The sequence below is a fragment of the Paenibacillus profundus genome (genome assembly GCF_021369635.1).
Lineage (GTDB): Bacteria > Bacillota > Bacilli > Paenibacillales > Paenibacillaceae > Paenibacillus_B > Paenibacillus_B profundus.
In genome coordinates this window covers 50,407-77,290 of record NZ_JAJNBZ010000019.1, presented here as the reverse complement: position 1 = coordinate 77,290, position 26,884 = coordinate 50,407, and the positions used below count along the sequence as shown (strand labels likewise).

At 46.6% G+C, this 26,884-nt stretch carries 17 protein-coding genes, 1 tRNA gene, 3 pseudogenes and 1 riboswitch; of the genes and pseudogenes, 5 read left to right on the top strand and 16 right to left on the bottom strand.

Translation table 11 applies throughout. The annotated features are described in order from the left end of the window. Positions 1-54: 54 nt before the first annotated feature. Both LQV63_RS20200 and LQV63_RS20195 read right to left on the bottom strand, forming a co-directional pair. Positions 55-1,143, bottom strand: coding sequence for an undecaprenyldiphospho-muramoylpentapeptide beta-N-acetylglucosaminyltransferase (locus LQV63_RS20200; protein ID WP_233698060.1), 1,089 nt, complete (start codon positions 1,141-1,143; stop codon positions 55-57). Then, positions 1,136-2,124: pseudogene (locus LQV63_RS20195) on the bottom strand (polysaccharide biosynthesis protein). The gene LQV63_RS20200 and the pseudogene LQV63_RS20195 overlap by 8 nt, the downstream one beginning before the upstream one ends. 300 nt (positions 2,125-2,424) lie before the next feature. Here LQV63_RS20195 and LQV63_RS20190 point away from each other — a divergent pair. From LQV63_RS20190 to LQV63_RS20180, 3 genes are all read left to right on the top strand, one after another. Then, positions 2,425-3,732 (top strand): helix-turn-helix domain-containing protein, encoded by a 1,308-nt coding sequence (locus LQV63_RS20190; protein ID WP_233698059.1) that lies wholly within the window; start codon positions 2,425-2,427, stop codon positions 3,730-3,732. Positions 3,733-4,015: 283 nt separating this feature from the next. After that, a complete protein-coding gene (locus LQV63_RS20185) occupies positions 4,016-4,255 on the top strand; it encodes an aspartyl-phosphate phosphatase Spo0E family protein (RefSeq protein WP_233698058.1) in 240 nt (79 codons plus the stop codon). 292 nt (positions 4,256-4,547) lie between these two features. Continuing rightward, positions 4,548-5,123, top strand: a complete 576-nt coding sequence (locus LQV63_RS20180) for a hypothetical protein (protein ID WP_233698057.1) — start codon at positions 4,548-4,550, stop codon at positions 5,121-5,123. Between the two features lie 657 nt (positions 5,124-5,780). Here the strand turns inward: LQV63_RS20180 and LQV63_RS20175 are convergent. Both LQV63_RS20175 and LQV63_RS20170 read right to left on the bottom strand, forming a co-directional pair. Beyond that, positions 5,781-5,858 (bottom strand) — tRNA-Pro (locus LQV63_RS20175). Between the two features lie 410 nt (positions 5,859-6,268). Then, positions 6,269-6,508 (bottom strand): hypothetical protein, encoded by a 240-nt coding sequence (locus LQV63_RS20170; RefSeq protein WP_233698056.1) that lies wholly within the window; start codon positions 6,506-6,508, stop codon positions 6,269-6,271. A gap of 537 nt (positions 6,509-7,045) precedes the next feature. Beyond that, positions 7,046-7,130: riboswitch (cyclic di-GMP riboswitch) on the top strand. 108 nt (positions 7,131-7,238) lie between these two features. Between LQV63_RS20170 and LQV63_RS20165 the strand changes: the two genes are divergently transcribed. Beyond that, positions 7,239-11,117 (top strand): glycosyl hydrolase family 18 protein, encoded by a 3,879-nt coding sequence (locus LQV63_RS20165; RefSeq protein WP_233698055.1) that lies wholly within the window; start codon positions 7,239-7,241, stop codon positions 11,115-11,117. A 203-nt stretch (positions 11,118-11,320) separates the two neighbouring features. Here the strand turns inward: LQV63_RS20165 and moaA are convergent, their stop codons facing one another. The 6 genes and pseudogenes from moaA to LQV63_RS20135 form a co-directional block, all read right to left on the bottom strand. After that, positions 11,321-12,337 carry a GTP 3',8-cyclase MoaA gene (moaA, locus tag LQV63_RS20160; RefSeq protein ID WP_325175908.1) on the bottom strand — a complete coding sequence of 339 codons (1,017 nt, stop codon included), beginning with the start codon at positions 12,335-12,337 and terminating at the stop codon, positions 11,321-11,323. Between the two features lie 135 nt (positions 12,338-12,472). After that, positions 12,473-12,661, bottom strand: a pseudogene (locus tag LQV63_RS20155) (molybdenum cofactor biosynthesis protein MoaE); the annotation flags it as partial. A 102-nt stretch (positions 12,662-12,763) separates the two neighbouring features. After that, positions 12,764-12,967, bottom strand: coding sequence for a P-loop NTPase family protein (locus tag LQV63_RS20150; RefSeq protein WP_233698054.1), 204 nt, complete (start codon positions 12,965-12,967; stop codon positions 12,764-12,766). Between the two features lie 315 nt (positions 12,968-13,282). Then, a pseudogene (locus tag LQV63_RS20145) lies at positions 13,283-13,567 on the bottom strand (hypothetical protein); the annotation flags it as partial. A gap of 175 nt (positions 13,568-13,742) precedes the next feature. Continuing rightward, entirely contained in the window at positions 13,743-16,400 is a 2,658-nt protein-coding gene (locus LQV63_RS20140) for a cation-translocating P-type ATPase (RefSeq protein WP_233698053.1), read from the bottom strand. A 27-nt stretch (positions 16,401-16,427) separates the two neighbouring features. Continuing rightward, complete coding sequence (locus LQV63_RS20135; protein WP_233698093.1) at positions 16,428-16,955, bottom strand: TetR/AcrR family transcriptional regulator; 528 nt, start codon at positions 16,953-16,955, stop codon at positions 16,428-16,430. A gap of 435 nt (positions 16,956-17,390) precedes the next feature. Here LQV63_RS20135 and LQV63_RS20130 point away from each other — a divergent pair, with 435 nt between their 5' ends. After that, the gene (locus LQV63_RS20130) at positions 17,391-17,828 is read left to right on the top strand and encodes a GNAT family N-acetyltransferase (RefSeq protein ID WP_026010939.1); all 438 of its coding nucleotides are present in this window, start codon (positions 17,391-17,393) and stop codon (positions 17,826-17,828) included. Positions 17,829-17,921: 93 nt separating this feature from the next. On the opposite strand, the gene LQV63_RS20125 is transcribed toward LQV63_RS20130, so the two are convergent. From LQV63_RS20125 to LQV63_RS20100, 6 genes are read right to left on the bottom strand one after another with little or no spacing between them, the layout of a single operon-like run. After that, positions 17,922-19,934, bottom strand: coding sequence for a glycoside hydrolase family 2 protein (locus tag LQV63_RS20125; protein WP_233698052.1), 2,013 nt, complete (start codon positions 19,932-19,934; stop codon positions 17,922-17,924). A 29-nt stretch (positions 19,935-19,963) separates the two neighbouring features. Next, positions 19,964-20,761 (bottom strand): glycoside hydrolase family 16 protein, encoded by a 798-nt coding sequence (locus LQV63_RS20120; RefSeq protein WP_233698051.1) that lies wholly within the window; start codon positions 20,759-20,761, stop codon positions 19,964-19,966. Between the two features lie 25 nt (positions 20,762-20,786). Then, positions 20,787-21,722, bottom strand: a complete 936-nt coding sequence (locus tag LQV63_RS20115) for a carbohydrate ABC transporter permease (RefSeq protein WP_233698050.1) — start codon at positions 21,720-21,722, stop codon at positions 20,787-20,789. Positions 21,723-21,735: 13 nt separating this feature from the next. Next, positions 21,736-22,596 (bottom strand): carbohydrate ABC transporter permease, encoded by an 861-nt coding sequence (locus tag LQV63_RS20110; protein ID WP_233698049.1) that lies wholly within the window; start codon positions 22,594-22,596, stop codon positions 21,736-21,738. After that, positions 22,596-24,851 (bottom strand): DUF5696 domain-containing protein, encoded by a 2,256-nt coding sequence (locus LQV63_RS20105; RefSeq protein WP_233698048.1) that lies wholly within the window; start codon positions 24,849-24,851, stop codon positions 22,596-22,598. The genes LQV63_RS20110 and LQV63_RS20105 overlap by 1 nt, the downstream gene beginning before the upstream one ends. Beyond that, entirely contained in the window at positions 24,838-26,877 is a 2,040-nt protein-coding gene (locus LQV63_RS20100; RefSeq protein WP_233698047.1) for a YIP1 family protein, read from the bottom strand. The genes LQV63_RS20105 and LQV63_RS20100 overlap by 14 nt, the downstream gene beginning before the upstream one ends. Positions 26,878-26,884 lie beyond the last annotated feature (7 nt).

Here is a 26,884-nt window from a genome sequence, read left to right as displayed (position 1 = left end):
GTATAATCACTATAGCGAAAAAAGCAACCAACAACCACTTTTCAATATTATGCCTCATGACGGGTTGTTCTTTTTTGCCGTTTTTCTGATTAGCGCCATAATCGTATCCACGGCTGAATTCTCTTCGGCATCCCTTGATTTCATCTGCCTTATATAGGCTTCACGATGTTGGTAGACATCGAATAGGCTCTCCATAAAATTTCCGCCTGTCAGATGCGCTTCAAGCAACATTTTGGCGTACCCGGCCTGTTGAAAGTTCTCGGCATTCAGAATCTGGCCTGTCCGGGCACCGCCGCTTGCGTGTGGAATAAGCAGCATCGGCTTATGCAGCACAAGCAATTCATGGATGGAATTCGAGCCTGCGCGCGACACGACTACATCGGCCGCTGCCAATAAATCAGGCAAGCCATCGCTCACATATTCAAATTGTTTATAACCTTTATCTACGATGGATGCATCCGTTTTTCCTCTGCCGCAAATATGAATCACTTGAAAGTGCGCCAATAATTCCCTCAGCACGCTCCTGACTAGGGTATTAATCCGTTGCGCTCCCTGACTCCCTCCCATAATGAGCAGCACAGGCTGATTGTCACCGAAATGACAGGAAGCGAGCCCGCGCTCACGCTTGCCCGTCTTCAGCGCCTCCTTTACGATGGCTCCGACATGTATCGTGTTGCCCGAACGAACATAGTTACGCGTTTCCGGAAAGGTAGTGCACATGGTTGCGGCAAACGGCAGTGAAATTTTGTTGGCAAGCCCGGGATGAACATCCGATTCATGAATGATCGCAGCAACCTTGTTCATTTTTGCCCCAAGTATTACCGGAACCGCCACAAAACCGCCCTGAGAAAAAACAAGATCGGGCTTCAGCTTTTTCATCAAAAAGCATGTTTGAAACACGCCCCTAATAATCTTAAACACATCAGTGACATTAGCCCCATCGAAATATCTTCTCAGCTTCCCCGTTGAGATGGCATGATAATGAACTTGTTCGAATTCAGCCACAAGCTGTCTTTCAATTCCGTGTTCCGAACCGATATAATGAATGTCCCATCCCTCCCGTATACATCTGGGAATGAGCACAAGGTTCACTGCAACATGTCCGGCAGAGCCGCCGCCCGTAAATATAATTCTTTTATTCATGCCAAGAACCGCCCGTTTTTAGCATCCTTCTGACTTCATCTTTTGTCATGAGCGAGCTTTCAGAATGATAGCTTTGAAAATAAACCGGAGGGCAGTTAGCATAATGCTCCTGAAGTCCTTCGATAGGAAAGGCAGGCAAAATAACAAAGTATTGATCATCGAAATGGATGGACCTGCCGCTTTCAACTTCTGAAATTAACGTTTCATTGAGCCTTTCGCCGGGGCGCATGCCCAATTGTTTGATTGGCACGTCTCCCGTCCCGAATTGTTCAATCATGACTTGCGCGATATCTACAATTTTGCAGGACGGCATATTCATGACGAAGGTTTCGCCGCCTCTGCTCTTCTCTGTTGCAACGATCAGCATGCGAACGGCATCTTCCAGCGTCAGGACAAACCGCGTCATCCGCATGTCTGTCACTCCAACCTCCAGTTGATGCTGAATTTGATGCTTGAAGATCGGGATGACGCTGCCGGTGGATCCCAGAACATTGCCGCTCCTCACACAGACAAAACGGGTTTGCGTATCTCTTGCATTTGCATGAATGATCAATTTTTCACCGATAGCCTTCGTAATCCCGTATGTACTCGATGGATTGGAAGCTTTATCGGTCGACACGTAAATTACCTTTTGGACACGGTGCTCTATGGCTGCCTCAATGACATGCTGTGTTCCGATTACATTCGTCTTCAAGGCGACGTCCGGCTGATTCTCACAGATCGGCACATGCTTCAACGCGGCAAGATGATAGAGCACATCAACTCCTTGGCAAGCTTGGACGACTTCCTGCTTGTCACGGATATCTCCAATGATGAATGTCAATCTTGGGCATTGAACTGCTGGTTCATTGCTACTTGCAACGCTTCATTGCGGGAAAAGACGCGAATTTCTTGCGGATGATGATAAGCCAACAGTTGACTAATCAGCTCTCTTCCCCAAGAGCCCGTGCCTCCGGTTATTAAAATGGTTTTGTTCATCATGATGTTCCTCCTAAATGCTTAGCGAAGCAAAGCTCGCTTCGAAAGCATGCGCTTTGTACATGGGCGCTTACAAAGCCATCATAGATTGGCTATGTTACGCCAATATGACAAAGAGGATAACTGATAAGACGAAGTATTACTCCCTCGGAATCCACGCAGAGAGCACTCAATTGACAACATTGCTTATTTTACTGAATATTTGAACAAAATGGTTAATTCGTTAGGAATTGTTTACCTTTCGTAAAATCCATGGTAAATTATAGGTGGTCAATTACTTGCATCACAAAGGAAGGTGAAGTTGTGAGTACCGTTGCTGCGAAGCCTAAAAGCTTGGGGGAGCTAATACAGTATCACCGCCAAAAAAAAGACATCAGTTTAAACAAATTACAGGAACTGGTGGGCATTGATAAGGGTAGCCTGTCTCGGATTGAAAATGGTGAGGTTAAACGCCCCGATTTTCAAATGATTCTCTCCATCTCTACTGCATTAGACATTCCCTGTGACGACATTGTAGAACTGTATATCGAGATAGGACACAAAGCAAATGTGATGTATTCAATTTTACTGAAAGTACTTGAAATTTCCATACCCTCTTCGTTAGTTATTAAGATAGCGACTAAATTCCTTGAATCACCTAAGGAAAATAGTGAAGATTTAGTAGAAAAACTGTATCAAACGACAGACTCCGTAAAAGATACCTCCATTAAATTATCTTTGTATAAACTCATCATTGATTACTCACGAGACCACGGAATTATGTTTTATATCGCTAAAGGATTAATGCAAGAATATCTCATTGAACGAAATGATTTCAGTAAATTAAACGGTACCTATCAAAAAGGTAGATACATTTTGAAATATGCTCATTGTTTATCGGTAGAAGAGCGCGTTAACTTACATTATAGACTTGGGGTTCATGCTTACAATTTATGTTGTTTTGAGGAAAGTATCGCCTTATGTGAGAAAGTAATCGACGAAGATCCAACAAAAAGTATTTTGAGCGCTGAAGCACATGGTATCATCTGTGATTCTTATTATTTCTTGGGCAAATATGACATGTGCGAAGAGTATATGATTAGATATAGTGAGTTTCCGTTTCCGTTTATTAAAGACAACGTAAAAGTAACGACCGCTGTTTTGTATGCTAAAAAAGGAAATGTGGATTTGGCTATAGAACAACTTCAAGAATGTTTGAAAAGTTGTGGACAAAATTCACTGCTGCACATTATAAATCAGCTTATGCTGCTGTATCTCCAAAATGATAATCTCTCGGCTATTGAAGAGCTTTTAAATTATGAAGAAAAAATAATTTCTATTCCTTACACCTCACCTTTTAAGCAGCTGGAAGTCGCACATTACTATGAAATAAAAGGGAATTATTATATTTCATTAGGAAGTACGGAAGAAGGAATAGACTGTTTTTTTAAAAGCGCTTTGAGATATTCTAGAGTTAATGCAGTTAAAAAGGAACGTGAGTGCATCAATCTAGTAGTCAGTTTACACATTACCAGTAATGAAGGAATGAGCATTGCTAATCTTAAAAAACTCCAAATACTTTACAATCAATGTAATGAACAGGAGGAAGAACATGAACAAACGGTCAATTAATTACTCGTTTTTAGCTGGAATTATTCTTGTGGCTGCTTCACTTTGGGGATCAGACTTTATTACCACATTTGTTAATGATCATATTTGGTAATTGTGAAAATACTAAAATCGTCAATTGGGATTCTGTAAAGAGTAGAACGGAGACAATAAAGGAGAGACCATGATAATGGTTTCTCCTTTATTGATTTACTATAAATGTATTTCAAAAGAAAGGTTTCATTTAATTACATAAAAACAATAATTACCCAACCTCTGGTACAATCAAGAAAGATACAGTTTATGGATGAAGCGCGCCAACCATTTACGCTGTCATAAAATACGAAAGGGTGTTCCAGTAATTAAGCCTTTCTACTATTGTTATGAAAAGCATGACTGCTTAAGCGAAAAAATTGAAAGTATCCGGCTGCAATTGATACAGGCAGTAGATAATAACAAGAGCTTCACTGATTTAACTGTCGTGAGATTGAGTCAAGAATTGGATGTTTATCTTTTGGAGTTTCAGAAAAGGAGTGAAGCTAACTAAAATTTCAGGAAATCAAGTGAGAATTTTATGTCTTTGATCTTGTTATATTTAGTTATATATGGTATTATATCGAATTCGGAAGATACTCTTCATTTCATCAATAGAAAATAAATGATGTATCACTTCATATTAGCTATTTCTCCATAAAAAGCGTGATGCAATGTCCGCTTAAAAAAGGGAATATAGAAAATTGTACTTGCTTGTGCTATGGTGTTTAATGTTTATGCATTATCGGCTTCAGCAGAGGCTGCTCCTGCAAAGGTTGTAACTGCTGCACAATCGTTATCAGTGCATGACATTGTTCCTAACCGAGTACTTCTCAAAGTTTGCAGGAAAGTTTAATTCCTATGAAGAGGTAGCTCAAGCTAATGGTTTCTCAACAGCAAATCCTGCACAGGGAACGCAAGGATTACGTAATGCATCCAGTGCAAACGGATATGTTAAAGTAAACTCTGTTGACGAATATGCGGCATTATTGAATTATTATAATGATTTGACTTCTTCGACACAAAACGCAGTCGAACATCAGTCAAGCTCTGTGAAAGCGCTCGCTGACTACGAGACTCGGACAGTTACACATGAGAAGACATGGAATGATTTGGGCGTTTCATGGATGAAGGCGTATGTCATATGCGAAGTTAGCAATAAAACTGATAAAATTGTTGGCACACCTAAAACAGATAGTGGTCTTTACGGATTCACCCCCGGTAATAGTTGGGAACACAACAAGGACAGAGCTTCCGTGCATGTGAACACTGAGAAAACAGGTGGATATGCTAACATCGTTGGAACTTTGTCTCTGTACATCATTATTGAGGGTATTGGAAAAATAACCTCTAAAGATCTGACTTGCTATATGACCTTCTAGACACTTCTTAAACATAACGGGCGACTCATAAAGTTGCCCGTTATTTAATATTTTAGTTAATGGAGGTGTTGTAATGAAAGAACAGAACAAAAATAATAAAAGCACTTCTAAGCGAAAACTGATAATTGGAATTGTAGTTGGTTTTGTAATAGTATATACCGTTTCAATGTAATTACGTATATACTCGCTACAGATTCGTTGACTCCGTAAAAATATTAATTAACGGTCATTGGTGAATCGAGATACAAAGCCACTCTCATTCAACTATATATCATAATCAGAGGCACCTGTACGATGGATAAATAGTGGTTGCATTCAAAGCTTTTAAATCAAGACTTTTTTGTTATGTAACCACTATAAGTGTTCAACAGACAAACAGACATAAAAGTTAGTCAAAATCAGTAATTTTAGATATATACATATACACCAAAGTCGTACCAAGCCATTTTCGCTATTTTAGAGGCTATTTCAGGGGTGTTTTGAGGTGTTTTGGACGGAAAAAGCCCCCCCCCTTTCGGATGGTCAACAGGAGGAATGTGACATGCGGGTCAGGGAGTTCATGCACTTCCAAGACCCGATAATAGGCACCTGTGGATGGATTCGAACCTTTTACCTCTCGCTTCAAGGCGAGTACTCTCCAAATGATCTACATCTACATGGCACAGATGGCGGGATTTGAATCCGCGGTCGCTTCCTTCCAAGGGAAGACAGGACTTCAAAATTCTTCACATCTGTAAAGGATCCGTCCTCACGGTTAGTAAGCCCGGCGAGCTATTCGAAACTTATTTAATATATCCCATATTACAGTCAAACAAGCCCAACGCCATTTGTATGGCGCGCGCTGCCGAAGTTTCAATACATCTCATGTTACTGTCAAACTCACGTCTATGTGGACGGAAAAGAGAATGAAGTGCTGTTTCAATACATCTCATGTTACGGTCAAACCCTAGAAAAATCAGGCTTTTCGAAAAATTGAATACGTTCATTCTACTACAGCGACGCGGGTTTCGCCATTATTTTCCCAACCGAAATGAAATTAGACAGTTACCATCCTCAAACTACCTGTATCCCTTGTGGCTCTAAGATTAGAGCTGGATCGGTGAACCTGAGAGGTTGGGAAAATTAAAGAAAAAAACTCGGTTTGTTTAATCGAAGCCGTAATCACCTATCATTTTAAATATCACTATTAAACCTATGGCATTAGCTCTATCATCATCCACTCTCAAGGTTGATAACTTCGCTTTCAAATGCGCTATACCGTTCATAACCTTGCCGCAGTAGTTCCATGTCAATCTGGAGTCGTTGAACTGCTGCTTCATTGCCGCTTGCACCGCTTCATTGCGCAAAAAGACGCGAACTTCTTGCGGCTGATGATAAGCCAACAACTACCTGTTCAACTCCCCTCCCCAAGAGCCCGGCCTCCAGTTATTAAAATGGTTTTGTTCATCATGGAGTACCTCCTAGATGCTCAGCGAAGCAAAGCCTGCTTCGAAAGCATGCGCTTTGTATACAAAGCAAAACCACTAGTTAATTCACACCATTTTATGGTGTATATTGTATCCTCACCTCCTTCCTATGACCTATTACTCAAATCCTTTTACACACCTAAAATATGTAAAAATGCATAACAAGGAATGCAAAGAGAATGGCACAGTTACTGGGCTGATACACAACACCAAGCATCTGGCATAAAAATGAACTCCCTTATCACAGCCGTTTTATCATGTCTGGCATTTCAAATGAATAATAAAATCGAACTATGTGCCACCTTTCACAATTAATTCTTAAGTCCCATTAAATAAGCGAGAATTTACTGTATATTAAACGATACAAACAGGCATCGTTCTGCATACAGAATGAATAGTCAAAACATTATTTCCACCTGTGAAGTTCGAAAATGAAAGCGCATGCATTTCTTTTGAGGTATTACTAGGCAAAGCTAGGGAAATCTAGTGACGCAAAGCTAAAGGGGCTAAAGAAGAAATTCTATGCCAGCCAGTTGCCGATTAATAGAATCCACTCCCTATTAGTCGTATGCGTTATTTATGAATTGCTCATAGTAAGAAACACCCTAGCTGCCTATTAATATAATACATTGATAGGAAGTGAACACGGATGAAGACAAGGAGAAAGCAGAGTGCCCGAAGGTTATTCGCAATGACGGTGATGACCATCATGATGTTCGTATCTTCATTGGCGCCAGCCTATGCAGGAACGACTGTTCCCGCAGCAAAGGAACCTGTTGTGAAGCAGAACTCGACAAAGGAAATCCGTAATGTCATGTATTATGGCGATTGGTCGATCTGGGGAGGACAAGGGAACTTTTATCCCAAGGATATTCCCGCGGATCAATTAACCCACTTGAACTATGCGTTCCTCGATTTTGATGCCCAAGGCAATCTCGTCTTTACGGACAAAGATGCAGCTGTGGGCGCGCCTGTAGGTCAGGATGGCGTACAGTGGGACGCAGCCAATGCCGGCGCACTTATCGCCCTGCAGCAATTGCGCGCAGAAAATCCGAATCTGAAAATCGGCATCTCTCTTGGCGGATGGTCCAAATCAGGCGACTTCTCCGTTGTAACGGCAGATGCTTCGAAGCGGGCGAATCTGGTTCAGAATGTAATGAAGTTCATCAAATACACGAACATGGACTTCGTGGATGTGGACTGGGAGTTCCCGGCTGAAGTTCGCCAGCCAGATCTGGTCGATAATAAAAACGATGAAGGCACGAAATACGCCACGCCGGAGGATAAAAATAATTATATTTTGCTCCTGCAAGACTTGAAAAACGCATTGAATAAACAAGGAGCCGAGCTTGGTAAAGCGTATGAACTGACTGTTGCCCTGCCCGCTCCCAAAAAGAAGATTGATATCGGCATTGATGTGCCTAAGTTATTTAACATTGTAGATTTTGCCAATATCATGACTTATGACATGCGCGGCGCATGGGATGAGGTAAGCGGCCATCACACCGGCTTGTATCCGAATCCAAATGACCCGCTCACCGGCAACAATCTATCCATTGACGAGAGCGTGAACTATTTGATTCAGCAAGGTGCCGAGCCGAGCAAGATTGTCATCGGAGCGGCTTACTATACTCGCGGCTGGGATAAAGTGTCGCAAGGCTCCGACCCGAATCATCCGGGACTATTCGGTGAAGCCGCACTATCTGCCAAGGATGCGGATTACACTCCATCCCGCGGCGCGGTTGGCGAATCCCCTCTCGTCCTTGGGGACGGCGGCCGCCGAACAGGGACTTGGTCTTATCGCAATCTCGACAAGTTGAAGGCCACATACCCGAATCTCAAAGAATACTGGGATGATTTTGCAAAAGCTCCCTATCTGTATGATGACACAACTGGCGTATTCTACACGTATGACAATGAAAAATCCATTCAAGAGAAAACGAAATATGTGCTTGCGCACGGTTTAGGCGGCGTCATTGCTTGGATGGCTGCCAATGATGCCCCTACTACGAACCCTGCCAAGCGTGACAAATTAACAAAGGCGACGAAAGAAGGCCTCTTTGGAAGTCAGCCGTTGAAAACACATGAGATCCAATATGCCAAGCTGGACGTGACGGCTGCTATGAAACCGTATACAGAGCCTTGGGGCGACAATAAAGGGTATGAAATTACCCTCGTCAATAACGAGTCTTTGACCGAATCGAATCAAGTATTGAGAGCCGTGGAAAGAGGCACAAAAACGCTTAAGCTGCCGAAGCTTTACATCCAAGCCGATGGACCGTTGACTTCCGGCGATTATTTGGCAGGAACCGTAACCAATGAGAACGGTTATACGGTCGTCGATTTGAAATCGGTTTATGACGCCAAAACGATTGAACCTGGCAGATCCTATACGTTCAAACTTAAGGGAGATGCCGAGATTGCAAGCATGGAACTTGTTCAGCGGGTATCGAATAACAGCCCGGAAATGAATAGACAATTCATTCTGGGCGATGAGACTCCAGGCAAGAATCAAGCGCCTGTATTGCATGGCGTATCGGACCACACGATTCAAGTCGGCGACGTGTTCGATAAGCTGGCCGGCGTAACCGCTACGGACGTGGAAGACGGAGATTTAACGTCGCGCATTGCAGTGACGGGAGAAGTAAACACCAATCTGGCTGGCAAGTATCAGCTGACGTATTCCGTAACGGATTCACAAGGATTAACGGCAGAAAAAGCTCGCACGATTACGGTTGTCGAAGCGGCGGTATCTCCAGAGTATAACTTTGGGGTTGGTGAAGGAATCGAGTGGCCGAAGCAAGTCAATTCTCCGTTCATGGATATGGTTGCATGGGTTACTAAGCCAGGCTATTCCAACAACGGTGCGCCTAACCTCGTCAGAATTTCAGAGGATACAGGCGTGAAATTCTTCAATCTCGGCTTTATTCAATCCATCTCGAAGCAAATCGTTGACGGTAAAGTGCAATGGGGCTGGGGAGGATACTCTGTCCTGAATGAAAAGAATGCAGACAACGCCCAATATCAAGGAATTAAGCAGTCTATCCGGGAACTGCGCGAGATGGGCGGCGATGTCACGATCTCGCTAGGCGGTTTGAACGGCGTTACGTTCTGGGAAGTGACTCAAGATACAGATACGCTCTTCAATACGTATATGGAGCTTGTTCAAGGCTATGGACTGACCAGATTAGACCTAGATATTGAGGGCGGCGCTCAGAACAAAGCCCTGAATATCGCCAATGCGAAGGCGATTAAGAAGCTGCAAGATGCAACGGGAGTCGATATCGTATTAACACTCCCTGTACTGCCAAGCGGTCTGACTTCCGTTCAATTGGATGTGTTGGAAGCTTACTTGTCTGCCGGCGTGGATGTCAAAGTCGTGAACATTATGACGATGTGCTATGGAAACGGAACACTCCTACCTGGTGAAAACTATGGAGCCGCTTCTTTGAGAGCCGTCGATTCGACGAAGAATCAAGTGAAGCAATACTTCAAGCAATTTGCAAACATGGATCTAACCGAGCAAGAGGCTTATGGAATCATCGGAACAACGCCATCTATTGGCTTTGAGGGCGAGGCTCATCCGATCTTTACGACAGAATGGTCGCAATGGGTTGTGGATCATGCGATCGACAAAGGGTTGGCCATGACCTCCTTCTGGTCCATAAACCGGGATGCGATGCTAGAAAATAATATTGGTGTTACAGCGCAATATCAATTTACCGATATTTTCAAAACATTCGGAAATGGAAGCACCCCCCCGGTAGCTTCAAAACCCGTGATTCATGGCGCAACGGATAAAACGATTTTCGTTGGCGAGCAATTCGATCCGAGAGAAGGAGTTACCGCTACGGACAAAACGGACGGCGACCTCACCGATCGCATCGTGATCGAAGGAACGGTTGATTCCTCTACTCCAGGAGCATATAAGCTGGTGTACACCGTAGAGAACAGTCAAGGGCAGCAAGCGGTTGCTGAACGTACTATCACCGTTGCAGAAAAGATTAACAACAAGCCTGTGATTCATGGCGCAACGGATAAAACGATTCTTGTTGGCGATCATTTCGATCCGAGAGAAGGGGTTACCGCTACGGATGAAGAGGATGGCGACCTGACCGATCGCATCGTGATCGAAGGAACGGTTGATTCCTCTGCTCCAGGAACATATGAGTTGGTATACACCGTAGAAGACAGCCAAGGCCTGCAAGCCTCTGCGGAGCGCCAGATTACCGTTATCGATGGACTTACAGATACGTATGATCCGAAGAAGATCTACTACGAAGGTGATTCTGTCATCTACAAAGGAGACAAATACACGGCTAAATGGTGGGTACGAGGAGAAGCGCCAGATACCTCGCAAGCATGGAAAAAAGAAGTCATCCCAAATGAAGATGGCAGTGTGGATTACGTGCCGGGCTCTGTGTATGTAGAAGGCGACTTAGTCCGCTATGAAGGCACACTCTATCAAGCCAAGTGGTGGACACAGAGCATTCCGGGAAGCGATGAGTCCTGGAAGCTTGTAGAATAATAGAAAGACGAAGCTGTATCTATCAGGGCTGACCCGTGCATGGAAGTCTATAATCGAGGATGTATTTCCGTTATGATTATAGATGGCCTGCATGGGTTAGTCCCTTCTCCTTGCTTTCAACCTGAATGACGACCGTAGCCGCCGAAGCTTCTCTTTCCTTGAAACACTTCGTGATCAAAAGATGACTTATTGAGCAACCTCTTCTACCCGCCAATATAGGACATGTTTATTTTTTTTCGCTGTATCGCCGTCTGTTCGGTACGTTCATCCGAATAGCGGTCATTCCGCTTCTCCCACAAACCGCGAATAGCGGCAAGGATTTCATGGTCCGCCACACCTCCGCGAATCAGTTCTCGCAAGTCAAATCCCTGCGAAGCGAACAGACAGGTATAAAATTTCCCCTCCGATGACAACCGCGCACGCGTACATGTCGAACAGAACGACTCCGATACGGAGGTAATAAAGCCAATCTCGGCTTTACAGTCTGTGTATCGATATCGTTGTGCAACCTCCCCATAGTAATGGGGCTCTAAAGGTTCCAATTCGTAGGTAGCGCACAGTCGTTCATAAATCTCCTTTTTGGTGACAACACGCTCAAAGCTCCAGTCATTGTCGTTCCCTACATCCATGAATTCAATAAAACAGAGCGTGATTCCCTGTTCTTTGAAATAGGCTGCCATAGGCAGGATTTCTTGCTCGTTTACACCTTTTTGCACAACCATGTTCACTTTAATTTTGAAGCCTATTTTTCTCGCATGCTCAATATTTTCCAATATAGCAGCAGGTTTAATCCCACGCCCATTCATATGTGCGAAAAGATCCGGATCCAGCGCATCCAAGCTAATGTTCAATCTGCGCAGACCTTTATCATATAATTGCTGGGCGTACTGCTTTAGGAGAAGACCATTGGTGGTCAATCCGATATCCTCGATCCCGTCAATATGAACAAGCATCTCCACTAATACCGGTAAATCGCTTCGCAATAAAGGTTCGCCGCCAGTTAAACGAATCTTCTTCACACCGAGAGAAGCGAATAGTTGTGCCACGCGGCAGATCTCTTCAAAGGTCAGCAGCTCATTTTTCGGTAAGAACATAAAGTCATGACCGAAAATTTCCTTCGGCATGCAATATGTGCATCGAAAATTGCAGCGATCGGTGACTGAAATGCGCAAATCGCGTATCGGTCGGCGCAACTGATCACGCATGGGTTCTATGGTCATATTACAGCCTCCCTCTCTCTTCATGCTATTCCGGCGTATTCATATTTTGAAACACATGGCCGGAGTTCACGGTTAACTTGCTTCCCTGAACCCAGCGCACATCAACTTGTGCCAATAATCTCATTACACTGTATTGACCCTTGCGCGTTTCTTTTCCGCCATCGGCACATAGGCCTCATAAGCCAAGTATAACGTTCTCACACCTTGTGTCCACTCTCGTACATGACCCGTAAACATAGTCACAGCGCCTGCACCTGGATGCAGTACAAATTCCATAACATAATGAATATTCAGGGGGCCGTCGATAATCTCGTATTGCTTCATTTAACGCTCACCTTCTAAATAGTCTAACATCATTCATCTATACAAGCTTCATCCTGGTTGCCCAGCACCGTTATATCTTCGTCCCGATCGATATCCGCATCCTTATATGCCAAGACAAGTATGAATGATATTCGATACTTTCTGCAACCAATCCCATTTTTCCTTCGTGCGTACAATGACCACTTTGGGCTCCAGCGCTTCCTTAAATCCCTCTACGAAAATAATGTGTGGCTTGGCTAACGCAGCTAACATGATTAATTCTTGAAGCTCAGGCCCGCCCTCCATATGCATATGCATCTGAACCATACCGTCGCCAACTGCGATAGAGCTTAAGCTCCCTGAGACAGGAACTTCATACTGTCTGTGTCTGCAGACGGCATGGAGAGCGGTCCGCCGCGTCCATGATGTTTAATCACCGAGACACGCAAACCTCGGGTTAACCAGGAATTGAATCCACTTTTCGAACCGTGTCGTTTTCCCGCAATTTTTATAGCCTACTACCTGCAATATTTTCATAGTACCCACTCCGCAGGCCCTTCCTCAACCCCTAATAAAAGTACGTCCACTTCGCGTCTGCTTCATTCCCGTGGATCCGCCCGGGAGAACGATCAACGCATTGCCCCACGCGATCGAAGCGCCGCGCGGGCAACCGCGCGGTTCAAATTCAGGCATATCCGGACCGCATGATGGATAATCTATCTGCTGATTTTCCCATGTAATAATTCCGTTCTTCACAAATACCTTCCAACTGCAGGATCCCGTACAATTGACGCCGTGCGTAGTACGTACGACTTTATCGTGCGACCATCGCCCGCGATACATGTTCTCCCATGTACGATCCTTTTCCTCGGGAATCAATGATTTGTCTATTCTTATACACTCATTATGAAAGGGAACCATTTTCATTTCTATAAGGGGAAATCCCTCTTTTTTTCAAAAAGCCGTCATTCGCAGCACATAAAAAACCGTCTCCTGAATATTCGATTCAAGAGACGGCTGTTAATATGATTATTCACATGGAATAACTGAGATTATGATCACAATAACTGTGCCCATCCGATGGTTTTACGGTTGAAACGAGTTAGATTGGTTGTGATTGCGCTCTTAGCTGCGCACGCTTTCTTAGCTTCATAAGCTCGACAGCGATAAGCGGGAAGATGGACAGAACCGTAATCAGTGCCCAGTGCGTCAAGCTAAGCGGTACGAGATGGAAGATGTCCATCAACGCTGGGATAACCGCTACACCAAACACGATAGCTAGTGACAACATCGCACACCAGAACAATGGACGATTGGACATGAACCCGATTGTGAAGATCGACAAAGTGTTGCTTCGCACATTGAAAATATGAACGACAGAGGACCAGCCCAAGATGACAAATGCCATCGTCTGCCCTACTTCATATGACGGTCCAACTTGATCAGAGATTTGCACAAAGTTTCCTACATAGAAGCCAACTAACGTCAGGATCGTGTAAATCGTTGCTTGAAGGGCAATCTTCTTGCCTAAACCATTCGAGAATATGCCTGCATTCTTCGCTATTGGCTTCTGGCGCATTGTATCAGGCTCCATCTTCTCGCGGCTCAAGCAGAAGCCTGGGATACCATCAGCTACGACGTTAATCAAGAGCAATTGAATAGCGATTACCGGTGCTCCCCAACCTAGCATAATAGCAATTATCATGATCATGATCTCAGAGAAGTTACAGCTTAGCAAAAAGTAGATCGTCTTGCGAATATTTTCGTATACACGTCTTCCTTCACCAACGGCATCGACAATCGTTGCGAAGTTGTCATCGGTCAATACCATGTCCGAAGCGCTCTTCGCTACATCTGTACCGGTGATTCCCATTGCCGTCCCGACATCTGCAGCCTTCAAGGCAGGAGCGTCATTGACCCCGTCGCCTGTCATCGCTACCACAGCTTCATTAGCCTGCCAAGCTTGTACGATACGAATCTTATCTTCTGGAGATACACGACCGTATACTGCAATATCTTTAACCTTTCGCGTGAGCTCCTCATCCGACATACGCTCAAGCTCCGCACCCGATATCGCGAGGTCGCCCTCTTCCAGAATGCCAATCTCACGGGCAATGGCCGACGCCGTTGCCATATGGTCTCCTGTTATCATGACCGTCTTAATCCCTGCATCCTTAGCGGCTTGTACCGCAGCCTTACTCTCCGGACGCGGCGGATCAATCATCCCTACGAGACCAGCAAAGCGAAGACCCTGCTCCAACTCTTCTGCGTCCAGCTTCTCAGGCAGCTCATCATAGTGCTTGTATCCCAGCGCAAGCACTCGAAGGGCTTGCTCTGCGAATCGATCGTGAACTTGATTCGCCTGTGCTTGATATTGATTCGTGCATGCTGCATTTGGATCCAACGGAATACGGTCGAATGCGCCCTTGGTGATAGAGATGTAGCCATCTGCTGTACGGTGTACCGTCGTCATCAGCTTCCGTGAAGAATCAAATGGAAGCTCATGTACACGCGGATACTTCGCTTCAAGCTCTGATTTTGTCATCCCTTTATTCTGCATCAAACGAATAATCGCGGACTCGGTTGGATCACCGATAATCGTTTCTTCGCCATCCTTTACTTCAATGGATGCATTACTTGCAAGGCTGAATAACGTTACAAGCTCGATCTCTATGTCATTAAATACGGAAATGTCTTCCTTCGGCTCATGAGATACAGCCCAGATCTGTTTAATCGTCATCTGATTCTGTGTCAGTGTTCCCGTCTTATCTGAACAGATAACCGACGCGCTGCCAAGTGCCTCTACGGCTGGAATGCGGCGAATGATTGCATTTTTCTTCACCATATTCTGAATGCCAAATGCAAGGGTGATCGTTACGATAACAGGCAACGTCTCCGGCACGGCAGCTACCGCTAAGGATACAGCCGTCATCAACATTTCCATCATCGTCTCGCCATGCATGAGACCAATCGTGAAGACAATCGCACCGGATACAACAGCAACGACGCTTAGCTTCTTCCCAAGCTCCATGAGACGATTCTGAAGTGGAGTCTTGCTCTTCTTCGTATTGTTGAGAAGGGAAGCGATCTTTCCCATCTCTGTCTCCATCCCCGTTGCTACGACAACCGCTCTGCCACGTCCATTGGTGACCAAGCAGCCAGAGAAGAGCATATTCACTCGATCTCCGAGAGGAGCGGATTCTTTCACCTCTGCATTTTCATTTTTCTCCGATGGAACGCTCTCACCCGTCAAGGCAGATTCCTCAACAAGCAAGTTGGAACTCTCTATAATACGGGCATCGGCTGAAGCCATATCTCCAGCTTCGACCACGATAATATCACCAGGTACGAGCTCTTTAGCATCGATTGGCTGCAATATTCCATCACGCACAACCTTTGCCACAGGAGTATTCATATTTTTAAGAGCATCTAAAGCCTTTTCCGCGCTAAGCTCCTGACGGATGCCAAGCACCGCATTCAATACAACGATGGCGATGATAACGATAGGCTCTGCATAGTCATGCCCCGCCGTCACCGCAAGATAAGTGGAAATGATGGCCGCTGCGATCAGGATTAACGTCGTAACCTCTGATAACTGATGCAGTAGCTTCGCCCATATGCTCTCTTTCTTCTCTTCTTCAAACTCATTATAGCCCTCTTTCTGAAGCATCTCCGATGCTTGCTTACTGCTTAGGCCTTTCTCTCTGTTCGTTTGAAGCGTCTTAAAGATGTCTTCCAGTTTCCTCTCCATCCAATTCATTGCATGCACCTCTCTTTTTTCGTTAATCTATCTTCCCCAAATTCGAATCAAAAATTCAACGAGCAATTCCTTTTTCATGTCCAGTCTAACCGGATGCCCAAAACATTCTGCTTTCACTTTTTCAAGAATAATGGTCAGCAGCACACTGTTCGCGATCATGGCGATGCCTCTGATTTCATCCTCTGTGATAGAATCGTCCGCCATGGTTGCAATCTCTTTTTCAAGCTCCTCGGTAATATATTCAAATATCGAGGGATACATAAATTCCAGCTCTTTGCTGCCCATTTCTTTAATGGTAATTAAAAAGAAATCTTTATGACTTTCATAAATGTCATTTATAAATTGAATCTTGGCCAGCAGCAGTTCACGAATGTTTTCGTGTTCGGCATGGAAAAAGGTGTCGATCTTTGCTTTCATCATCATCATTTGTTGTTCCAGCGCTTCATGAATCAAATCATCTTTGCCTTTGAAATGCTTAAATATGGTCGCTTCATTAATGGCTGCTTGCTTGGCGATACACTTGGTTGTTGTGCCCTTGAATCCATGCACCGCCATATTTTCCAATGCAGCCGACATCATTTTTTCTCTGCTAGTCTGTTTCACGAATATCCTCCTCCCAATTCGTCAAGCAAGTACTTGCTTGCTTTTTAGTTTATGTATCAATCAAGGATATGGCTATGATATACATCACAATATAAAACCATGCAAATATACTTTTTTAAGACCAATGGGAGTATTCTAAAAAACGTGTTCTTCACAATATTGAAAAGACAATATAACAATCCTTATATAAATCATAGATTTGCTATGTTACGCCAATTTGTCAAAACAAAAACCGCCAGGCTTCAGCCTCACAGATAATATCTGAAGTCGGATTCTGTTATACTAATAAGACTTTGGCTAGCAAGAAAGATTCAAGTCAGACATCTTTCATTTCCAGAACTCATGTTCCTCTATCATCCCAAAAACGAAAGGAGTGAAATCTGAATGATAGAAATCAAAAAACCAAACATGTTGGAAGTAGAACAAATTATGGCGCTTTCTCCGCAAGCTTTATTCGAGGGTACGCTGGGCAGAGCAAAACCGTCTCATGAAAAAATCAAAAAACTAGTAGATCCAATCTTGGAAAAGGGCGGTTATTACTTAATAGCGACTGAGGATGAACAGTTGAAGGGCTGGATTTTAATTGGAGCAAGCAAAGACCAATTCACCGATAGCGCGACTGGCTTTATCTATGAGTTATATGTGTTGCAGCCATACCGAGGTCAAGGAATTTCCAAGCGGTTAATGAAAAGTGCCATAGATGAGTTGAAGCTTGAAGGCTATCCTGAAGTTCGCCTAAGCGCCTTCGCAGGCAATCATGCCATACAACTCTATGAAAAAATGGGGTTTGCAATACGGAACATTACGATGAGCCTGCCCTTGTGACAGCTGGTTGCAAAGTGAAGCGTAAAATAGTCCCCTCCTAGTAATAGGACGGGGACTCAGACACTCTTCTTACTCTAGACACCGCAAACCCTCTTAAGGCTGCTTGATAAATCCGCCTTCAAATGCTGTCAATCGTTCATAATCTTGACGCAGCAGCTCCCCGACGGGCTTCATCGTCTTGCGGTCCATATGAAAAATACCGAACGTATCGATCCAATTGTTATGGTTCACATACCAATCATACATAATCCAGAAGTCGATCCCTACCAGGAAGCCGTCCGCGTTCCATTCCGCCTCGCCGTCGGACGATATGACCGCCCGCTCCATCAAAGCCTGGAGTGTCTCCTTGTACGTCTTCACCTGCTCGGCCGCCATCGTATCCCGTTCGGAGGACCAATGACCGAATTCGGTATTCCATACCGGCTTGTTCGGCCACAGCTCCTGCACCTTCTGCAGGAAATCGCGCGTCCCCTCATAATACGTGCTGCCGTGGAAAATGCCGAAGTACATCGTCCATCCCGCCACATCGAGCGGCTCCATCGAAGGGTCATGCGCGCCCGGCTGATCTGCGGCTGCGCTCTGCGTCGTCAGACGGCCATCGGCGTAATGCTCCCTCAAGTCTTGCACGACACGTATGTTATACTTGGTGCGCAGCTCCACCTCGACGGATTCATTTTGCGTGCTCCACATGAGAATCGAAGGGCGATTATATTGGGAGAAGATCATTTCTCTCCACATTTGATCGCACAGCCGCTTCTGCTCCTGCGCCTCGTAATGCTCGCGCTTGAATTGCCATAGCGGAATTTCACTGATGGTCGCCAGACCGAGCCGGTCCGTCAGCACCGACGTATACACATGGTTCGGATAATGTCCGGTTCTCACGAAATTAACGTGCATCGACTGCCGCATATGTGCGAGATCATCGCGGATTCGCTCCCATGTCGCGCTGCGCCCGGTATCTGGCCACTCCTCATGGCGCGCGATGCCAGCCAGAAACACGGGGCGACCGTTCAACAAGAGACGGGTTCCTTCTGTCGTCACGGTACGCAGACCGAACTGTGTGGCGAAGCGATCCGCTTCATCCGCGGTGTCCGCCATCGTAACGCTGAACTCCGCCACGTACAGCTCCGGCTTCCAAAAGGCCCATAGCCGCGGCTCGCGTATGCGCACTACCATCTCAACCGCGCGCGTCTCATATGGCGCCAACGTTGCCGTCCACGACAAATCGCCGTCCCAAGCCGCCTGGCTGCCCTTAATATCCGCAGCGCGCGGTGAATTCAGGAACGCGGCACATTCCCCATCCGCATCGAAAATCTGCCCTTCCACTTGCGATTTCACGGGAAGTGAGCCGCGATTTTCCAAGACGACAGTAAACCTAACACTTCCCTCTACATCCAGTGGAACTGCATCCACTCGCGCTATATGACAACAGGAAGTTCCGCTTATATACAGATCATGAATGACACCGGTATAGTTAAAAAAGTCCGTTCCAGGCGTTGCAGGAATGATATCCACCCGGCTGCCCCATGGGGGATTATCAATCCGCAGCGCAATCGTATTTACCTCGCCTGCCTTCACATAGGAACTCAGATCCAATGCGAATGGCGTAAATCCGCCCTCATGATAACCAACCCAATGTCCGTTCACCCATATATCCGCAATATAACTAATCGACAACGCATGCAGCGTCACCGCTGTATTTGCCCATTCCGTTCCCAACACGAACGTGCGGCGGTACCACACTCCGTCTTCATACGTTTCGCTAGAGTTCGCTTCCTCTTTCCCTTGTATATCGTTCTCTGGCAACGGCAGCTTGCGTGTATCCCAGTCCGCATCGTCGAACTCCACGCCGGTGCGGCCAGCGGCTTCTGCGCGCAAGCGTTCGAACCAGCGCTCGTCACGCGGCGACAGCGAAAAATGATGGTCGGCCGCAAAGCGCTCCTTTTTCCATATTCCCTTCAAATCGAGTGTCAAACGCTCCTGCGCATCAAATGACGGTACGGGAATGCCGCTCTGAAAAGGGACGCATATCCCGTCAACGGTACGCAATTCCATCGTCGTTTGAATCATGCTCGCCGCATCTGGCTGCGTCATAAGACGATTCATTGTCTACTCCTCCAATTGGTATAATGTAATCACGAACCGTTGTTTCCATCGTAGCGTCCGTCATCAGGCTGATAGACGCGAACATAATCGATCTCGAACGTCTGTGGAAACACCGTCGTGTCATCTGGATAGCCCGGCCAATTCCCGCCGACGGCCAAGTTTAGCTGTAAATAGAACGCACGGTCGAACGGCGCCGGGAAAGGCTCATTGTCAGCGTCCTCATTGTTGCGTGTAAGCCATGTCGATGTCCGGTAGTACTCCTCGTCATCGACATACCATCTCATTTCCGTCGGAGTCCATTCGAGCGCAAACAGATGGAAATTGTCTGCTAACGTCGCCTCCAACTCCACATGTCCGCCCCTATAGATGTGCGGATTCCCCATATGCAACGTTCCGTACACTGTTCTCGGCTCGTGACCGAGATATTCCATAATGTCGATTTCACCGCAGCTCGGCCATCCCCCGTACTTCTGCATATCCGTCGGCATCATCCATATGGCGGGCCACATTCCTTTCCCGCGCGGCAGCTTGGCGCGGATTTCGAATCTTCCATAGGTCCAATCCGCTTTGCCCTGCGTGACCAGCTTGGCGGACGTATACGGCTTGCCCCCATACTCCTGCTTCATTGCCTTAATTACGAGCTTGCCGTTATAGAGATACGCGTTGGCCGCATCACTCGTATAATATTGGTCCTCATTGTTGCCGAAGCCCCAGCCGCCGACTTGATGCTGCCACTTTGTCATGTCGATGTCTGTCCCTTCAAACTCGTCGTTCCACACGAGCTTCCAACCTCGCTTCTCCTGCGGAACATTTGCTTCCTTCCCCATATATGTATCGCCCCCCATCAGCTACTCACTCGCCCGTAATTCCGGAGCGGTCAACGCCCTCCACAAACCAACGCTGCAGCACGAAGTATAGGATTAGCAGCGGAGCTATCGTCAGCATCGTACCGGCCAGGTTGATCGCTTCGTTCAGTTGGTTGCCCGGGCTGCCCGGCGGATACACCTTGTTGTAGCTGTCGGCGAATCGCTGCAGCTCCAGCGGCAAAATCGTCAACTCGTTGCCGAAATAAAGTCCGGCTAAATACGTTTCATTCCAGTACCAGACGAAAGAGAACAAAAACACGATAATAATCGAAGGGACAGCCATCGGTATAGCGATGCGGTAAAAAATTTTCAAGCTGCCCGCCCCATCGATCTCCGCCGCTTCCTCCAATACTGCCGGTATGCGTTTAAAAAATTGATAAAAAATAAGAATGAATAAAGCGCTCTTCAAGCCCTGCCCGAGTATAGCCGGATAGATGAACGTTTCCAATGAACCGAGCAGCTCGTATTTTTTGAACATCAGGTAGGTCGGCATCATAGTAATCTGCGTCGGGATGACGAAGGTTGCCAGCATCAATCCGAACAGCAGCTTCTTGAGCGGAAAGTCAAAGCGGGCGAAGCCGTATCCGATGATAGCAGCCGCTACGGTTTGCAGCAGCGCGGGCACCCCTGCGACCAAAAGTGTCTGCAGCAGCGTTGTTTTGTAATCTAGCACCTTCAATGCTTTCGCATAGTTTTCGAAATACAGCGTCGAAGGGATCCATTTTACCATCGAGTTCACCAAATCATCCAAGCTCATGAAGCTGTTGACCAGCATAAACAGCATCGGATACAAGTATACGAAGCCGATTCCGATGAGAAGGAGATACACCACCGCCTTGAACACAAAGCCATCGTTTTCTCCCATGCCGAACAACCGCTTGCGGAATTTGTTCGCCGTGTTGATCGATCGATTTTTCCACATGGCGCTCCCCTCCTTATCGTTTCTTCATGCTGAGCAATCCGGTCCAGATCGCGAGCATGAGCATGATAATGATGAAATAGACCCACGCTACCGCAGTAGCGTAACCAAAGCCGGTAATCGTACTGAACATGTTATTTTTGATCAAGATGATGATCTCATTCAAAGCGAACGTCGATACGTAAACGATGGTATAGATGACGTTGACGATGACGAGCGGCATCAGATCAGGCAGCGTTACCTTCCAAAATATTTCCCATGAAGATGCGCCGTCAATGCGGGCCGCCTCATAGATGGATTGATCCACCTTCTGCAGACCAGCCAAAAAAATGAGAATTTGTACGCCGGAGAACCATAGCACCATAATGATCTGCTTGAACAAATACATAATGGGCTCGGCGATAACCGGATTCAGACTGTTCTCGATCATCGTGAACAGGCCATACTGCTCAATATTCGGAATGGAAGTGGCACCCTGGTTAAGCAGCTCGTTGATGACCGGTCCGCTTGTGATGATGACCGGCAGGAAAAAAATCGTCCGGAACAATCCGCGGAATTTAATTTTTTGATTGATAAGCAATGCGATAATCAAGGAAAACACGACGATAATCGGTACATTGAGCGCCATTTCCTGAAGATACTTGAGCACCTTCTCTACAAATGCCGGATCCGAGAAGATCGCATACTTATAGTTTTCAAAGCCGACATACGTCGTCTTGATCCCCGTTGGCGTAATCTTCACCCGATGAAAGCTGAGAAACATCGAGTGAAGCATAGGGTACATGGTGAATATGAGAAATCCAACGATCCATGGCGAGACGAACGTCAATCCGATAAGCGCCTTTCTGCGCTTGTTCGTCAGTCTAATCCGGGCCATCAGCGGTTCACCTCGATTACTTGGAAGCCGTTCGCCGGCACGGTAATGTCTTCCCCCTGGAAGTCACGGTTCGCATAATTGATGATAACGGCGATTCCATTGTCGTATGTTACTTGCACAACATCAGCAGCGAGACGTGCCCTGTTCTCGATTGCAGCGTAACGTATCGGCTGCAACGCTTCATTCAGAATACGGTAGCCGTCTGCCATCGATTCGCGCCAATCTGCATACGCAGACGTATAGACATCGTTCGAATCCGTAAACTTGAGCTTGTAAGAAGACTCGTGCGTCAAGTAATAGGACGGATACGATGCCGTTTCGATCATGCGCAGCAGACTGGTCTGCGGATTGGCAAAGAAGTTGGTGTAAGGCGCATAATAATCCTTGTAGCCCTTCAGCACCATCTGCACAAATGGCACCACCTCGCTGACATAAATGTACTGCGAAGAGTCCATCGGAACTTCCAGCACTTGATCGGCATAAGGAAGCATGTAATCGTTCGGTGAATACATCAGCACCGAAGGCACCGTTTCCGCGAGCCCCTTCATGGCTGCCATATACGTGTCCGCCGTATTCCTGCGGGCCGACGGCTTGCCGTCTACCGATTCGGAGAACAGCACGGATCCGGTCGTGTCGACCGCTGCTCCCGACACGTTCAGATCGGCGTATTGCTTCTTATTTTGCTGCACGATGTCCCTTGTGCTATCCGCAGACAAGTAATACATCGTATCGTACACTTTTTGGTAAGTCGGCAACGTGATAATGGACTTATCGATTTTCTTGGCTGCATCGGATTGGGCGGAAAATCGTGCAGAGCCTTCATATGCGGCTGTAAAATCGCTATACAGATGAAGCTGTCCGCCTTGCTGCGATACCGCTGCCGCCAGCCGCGCAAAGTCATCCGCGGAGCCGAGCGCCGTCTCGTATTTTACGGGTGCCGGACTTGTGCCAGACAGCCCGCCTTCGTTCCAGCCTTTATACACAACGTTCACATTTTTAATCCCATTCTGCTTCATATCGGCGAGCATCGCTTCCAGCTGCGCGACGGTCGTCACCGGAATGAGACGCTGTGCGAACATTCCATTTTCCGTTTCGGCGCCCAGCACATCCACTTGCACCGGTATCGCCGCATCGCTGCCGGCTTCCATCTTCTTAAGCACGCCCTTGTCAGCCAAGTAGCTTTGATACGTCTTGGCCATGCCGACATAGCTTGCATCCTGACCGTTCAAGAACTTATATCGAATTTGCATATCCTCTGGATTGCGTTCTTTCTCGAAGACAACGATGCCCCCCAGCGTACGACTCGTCATTTGCAGATAAGACTCACGGGACAGAAACTGTGCCGTCGTCCAGTTATACGGTGTATTCACTCCGTTCGGATATGCCAAGATTTTGGCGTTATATTGGCCGTTCTCCACAATGCCAAACAGCCCATTGCCGCCTTCCCCGTGCACGATGCCGAATACCGGATACTGAACGGCATGCGGCGGATTCGTATACATATCACGCTTCGAGGTCTCGATGCCTTCATTCATGCCGTAAATTCTGGCTTCATACGGGATTTTGAATTTCCCCTTGTTGTCCGCAAGACGAATCAACGCTCCGGAGCCGTCGGGAATGAACATATATCCGTCTTTTTCACCGGCTTTGGTCGCCCCAAGAAACGGATAGATGTACACAGCCCCCAGCTTCACCTTCTCCCCTTCGACAATGCTGTGCTGGGGAATATGGACGACCAATTGGTCGTCTTCCAGCTTGACGTAAAGATCCAATCCAAGCTTGAGATCATTCAGACGGATGATGGCTTTAAACCCGTTCTCAATCGGCTCGAACACAACCGATTTATTGGCCTGGGATACCAAATCCGTCCGGGTCGAATTCGGCTTTTCCTGCTCGAAATAGTCGAGTGACAAGCCGGACGCCATGAAGTTTTGCCACGATTCGTTCGCTTCCGTATCCGTTATCTCGGAAGACCACGTATAGCCCGAACGTTTGTCCACCACTTGAATCGACAAGCTGGCTTCCTTGAGCCGCAGCTCAAGCCAGTCACTCTCCGCTACCTTGCGGTATTCGGATGACAGCGGCGCTCCGGGCTTGGCATGATCGGGAAAAGCCACCTGCAGCTCGGCAGTCGAGCTGGCTCCCATGTCCTTACGTTCAGGCCCGTTATTCAAAAAGACAAAATAGAATACAATTGCGGCTATCAATACGATGCCAGCTGTTACGAGAGTCCTTATCCAGTTAGAGTTCCGCACGTACCATCAGCTCCCGTATGACAGAGTATACAAAGTCGAACACCTGATCCAACAGCACATAAACAATGAACAGCACTAGACTCAGAATCAGCATGCCGAACAGCGTAATCAATATATTGCGAATCGTTCCGCCAACTGTGTAATCATGAATTTCCTTTACCTTGATGAACATCAGCACCACGCACCATACGATGACAATATTACTGGAGAAGCTGTACAAAAATGCGTCATTGAATGTCAGCACATTAGAGACAACCACGATAATCGGACTGAACACCAAGTATGGCGCCATTGCATAAATGGTCCCTTTGTACACTTCTGAAAACTTGCCTTCCCCTTCACTAATCGTACTGACCAAATAATTGGAAATAATCCACAGCGCAAACGGCGCGAATACTTTGGCGATCTCCCTCATTAGAATGAGATTGGAAGGCTCCATATTGTTGAAAATGAACCCCGTATCATACAGTGCAAACACATATTCCACAAAAAAGAGCGCATACAAAAACGTTGCGGACCATAGCGACACCTTCTGCTCTTCCTTGATGCCATAGAATCCGTCGAACGGATTTTTGATGAACCGGAATAAGAATAGCACCTCGCGGATAAACGCGATAGACATCATGTTTCTTTTGATGCGAAGCACCGGATCGAAGACGCGCGTTTTACGCTGCACCCATCGCAGCAGCACTCGCAACAGGAGCCAGGCGAGCACCAGGTAAATGACAACAATCAGGTTGTTCTGCAGCCAGCGGTTGCGTATTTCCCAAAAGGCGTTCGAATACCCTTCCTTATCGTTCGCGATTACATATTCCTCAATCGATTCCGCATACAATTGCTGCTTGTAATAGGCGTCAGCCAAACCTTTGTGCGCCAAATCGAACAGGTTGTTTCTTCTCAGCACCTGGCTCCATGGCTCCCGGCTCTCGACGTAATGCCCTTCCTTATACAGCTCCAATGCGTGATGGACCAGACCGGTGAATTCTGTCGGCTCGAAAATTTGAATGTTGTTGCGCTCTTTATCGAGCACATAAAGATGTTCTCGGGAATCGACGGCGATGCCCGCAGCGTTCAGGAACAAGCCGATACGTGATTTCCCGTCATCGGGAGCGCCGAACGAGAACAACAGATTGCCTTCTGTATCGAATTCAAAAATGATGCCCGTTTGGCTGAGCGTATAAATGTTGCCGCTCTTGGAAAGGTACACATCCGTGTAATACGGATCAAAGGTCATATCCACAGGCAGCAGATTGAAGCCGGAAATGTTGAAGCGCTTGACGGACTTGCCCTCATCCCCTTGGGTAATCGTATAGATTAATCCCTTCTCATCAATCGCGATGTTGGTCGGAGAAGGCGGTACGTTTTTGAACAGCTTCGCCCGCTGCGCATCGGTGAAGAAGAACCGCTCCAACATAATGCGAAGGCTTGATTGCGATTCGTTGCTTCCGAAATAACCAAGGAAGTCGCCGTGCGAGCTCATCTGAACGACCCCGTTCGTCGTTCCCTCACTGATGATATATACGTTGCCGCGCTTATCGACCGCCACCTTCAACGGCTTGAACGGATTGTTCTTGCCGAACAGAGGAGATTCCGGACGCTCGTACGTGTGGTTCACACTTCCGTCCTCGCCAAACTTTACGACTTGGCCAAGCCCGCCATCGGCTGCATAGACAAAGCCTTGAGCATCGACAAACACACCGGTCGGGGACTGCAGGACATCCTCGCCGACCGTCCGGATCAAGCGGCCTGCTTCATCGGTCACGACGATGCGGTGGTTGTTCGTATCCGCGACATAAATCCGGTTGTGAGCGTCAATATAAAGGTCGGAAGGTCCGGAAAACTCCAATTCCCCCACCTTTTCAATCGATCCCGCAGGATAATAAGCGTCCTGGGTTCGAACAAACTGCCTGTTATGGTCTTCCGTATATGTCTTGTATGGCGCCTCAGCCAATACTGCGGATGAGGAGTCAAGCCATAGAAAGACGACGAGAACAAGCAGCAGCATTTTGCCGTAAACGTTTCTCATGGTAGTC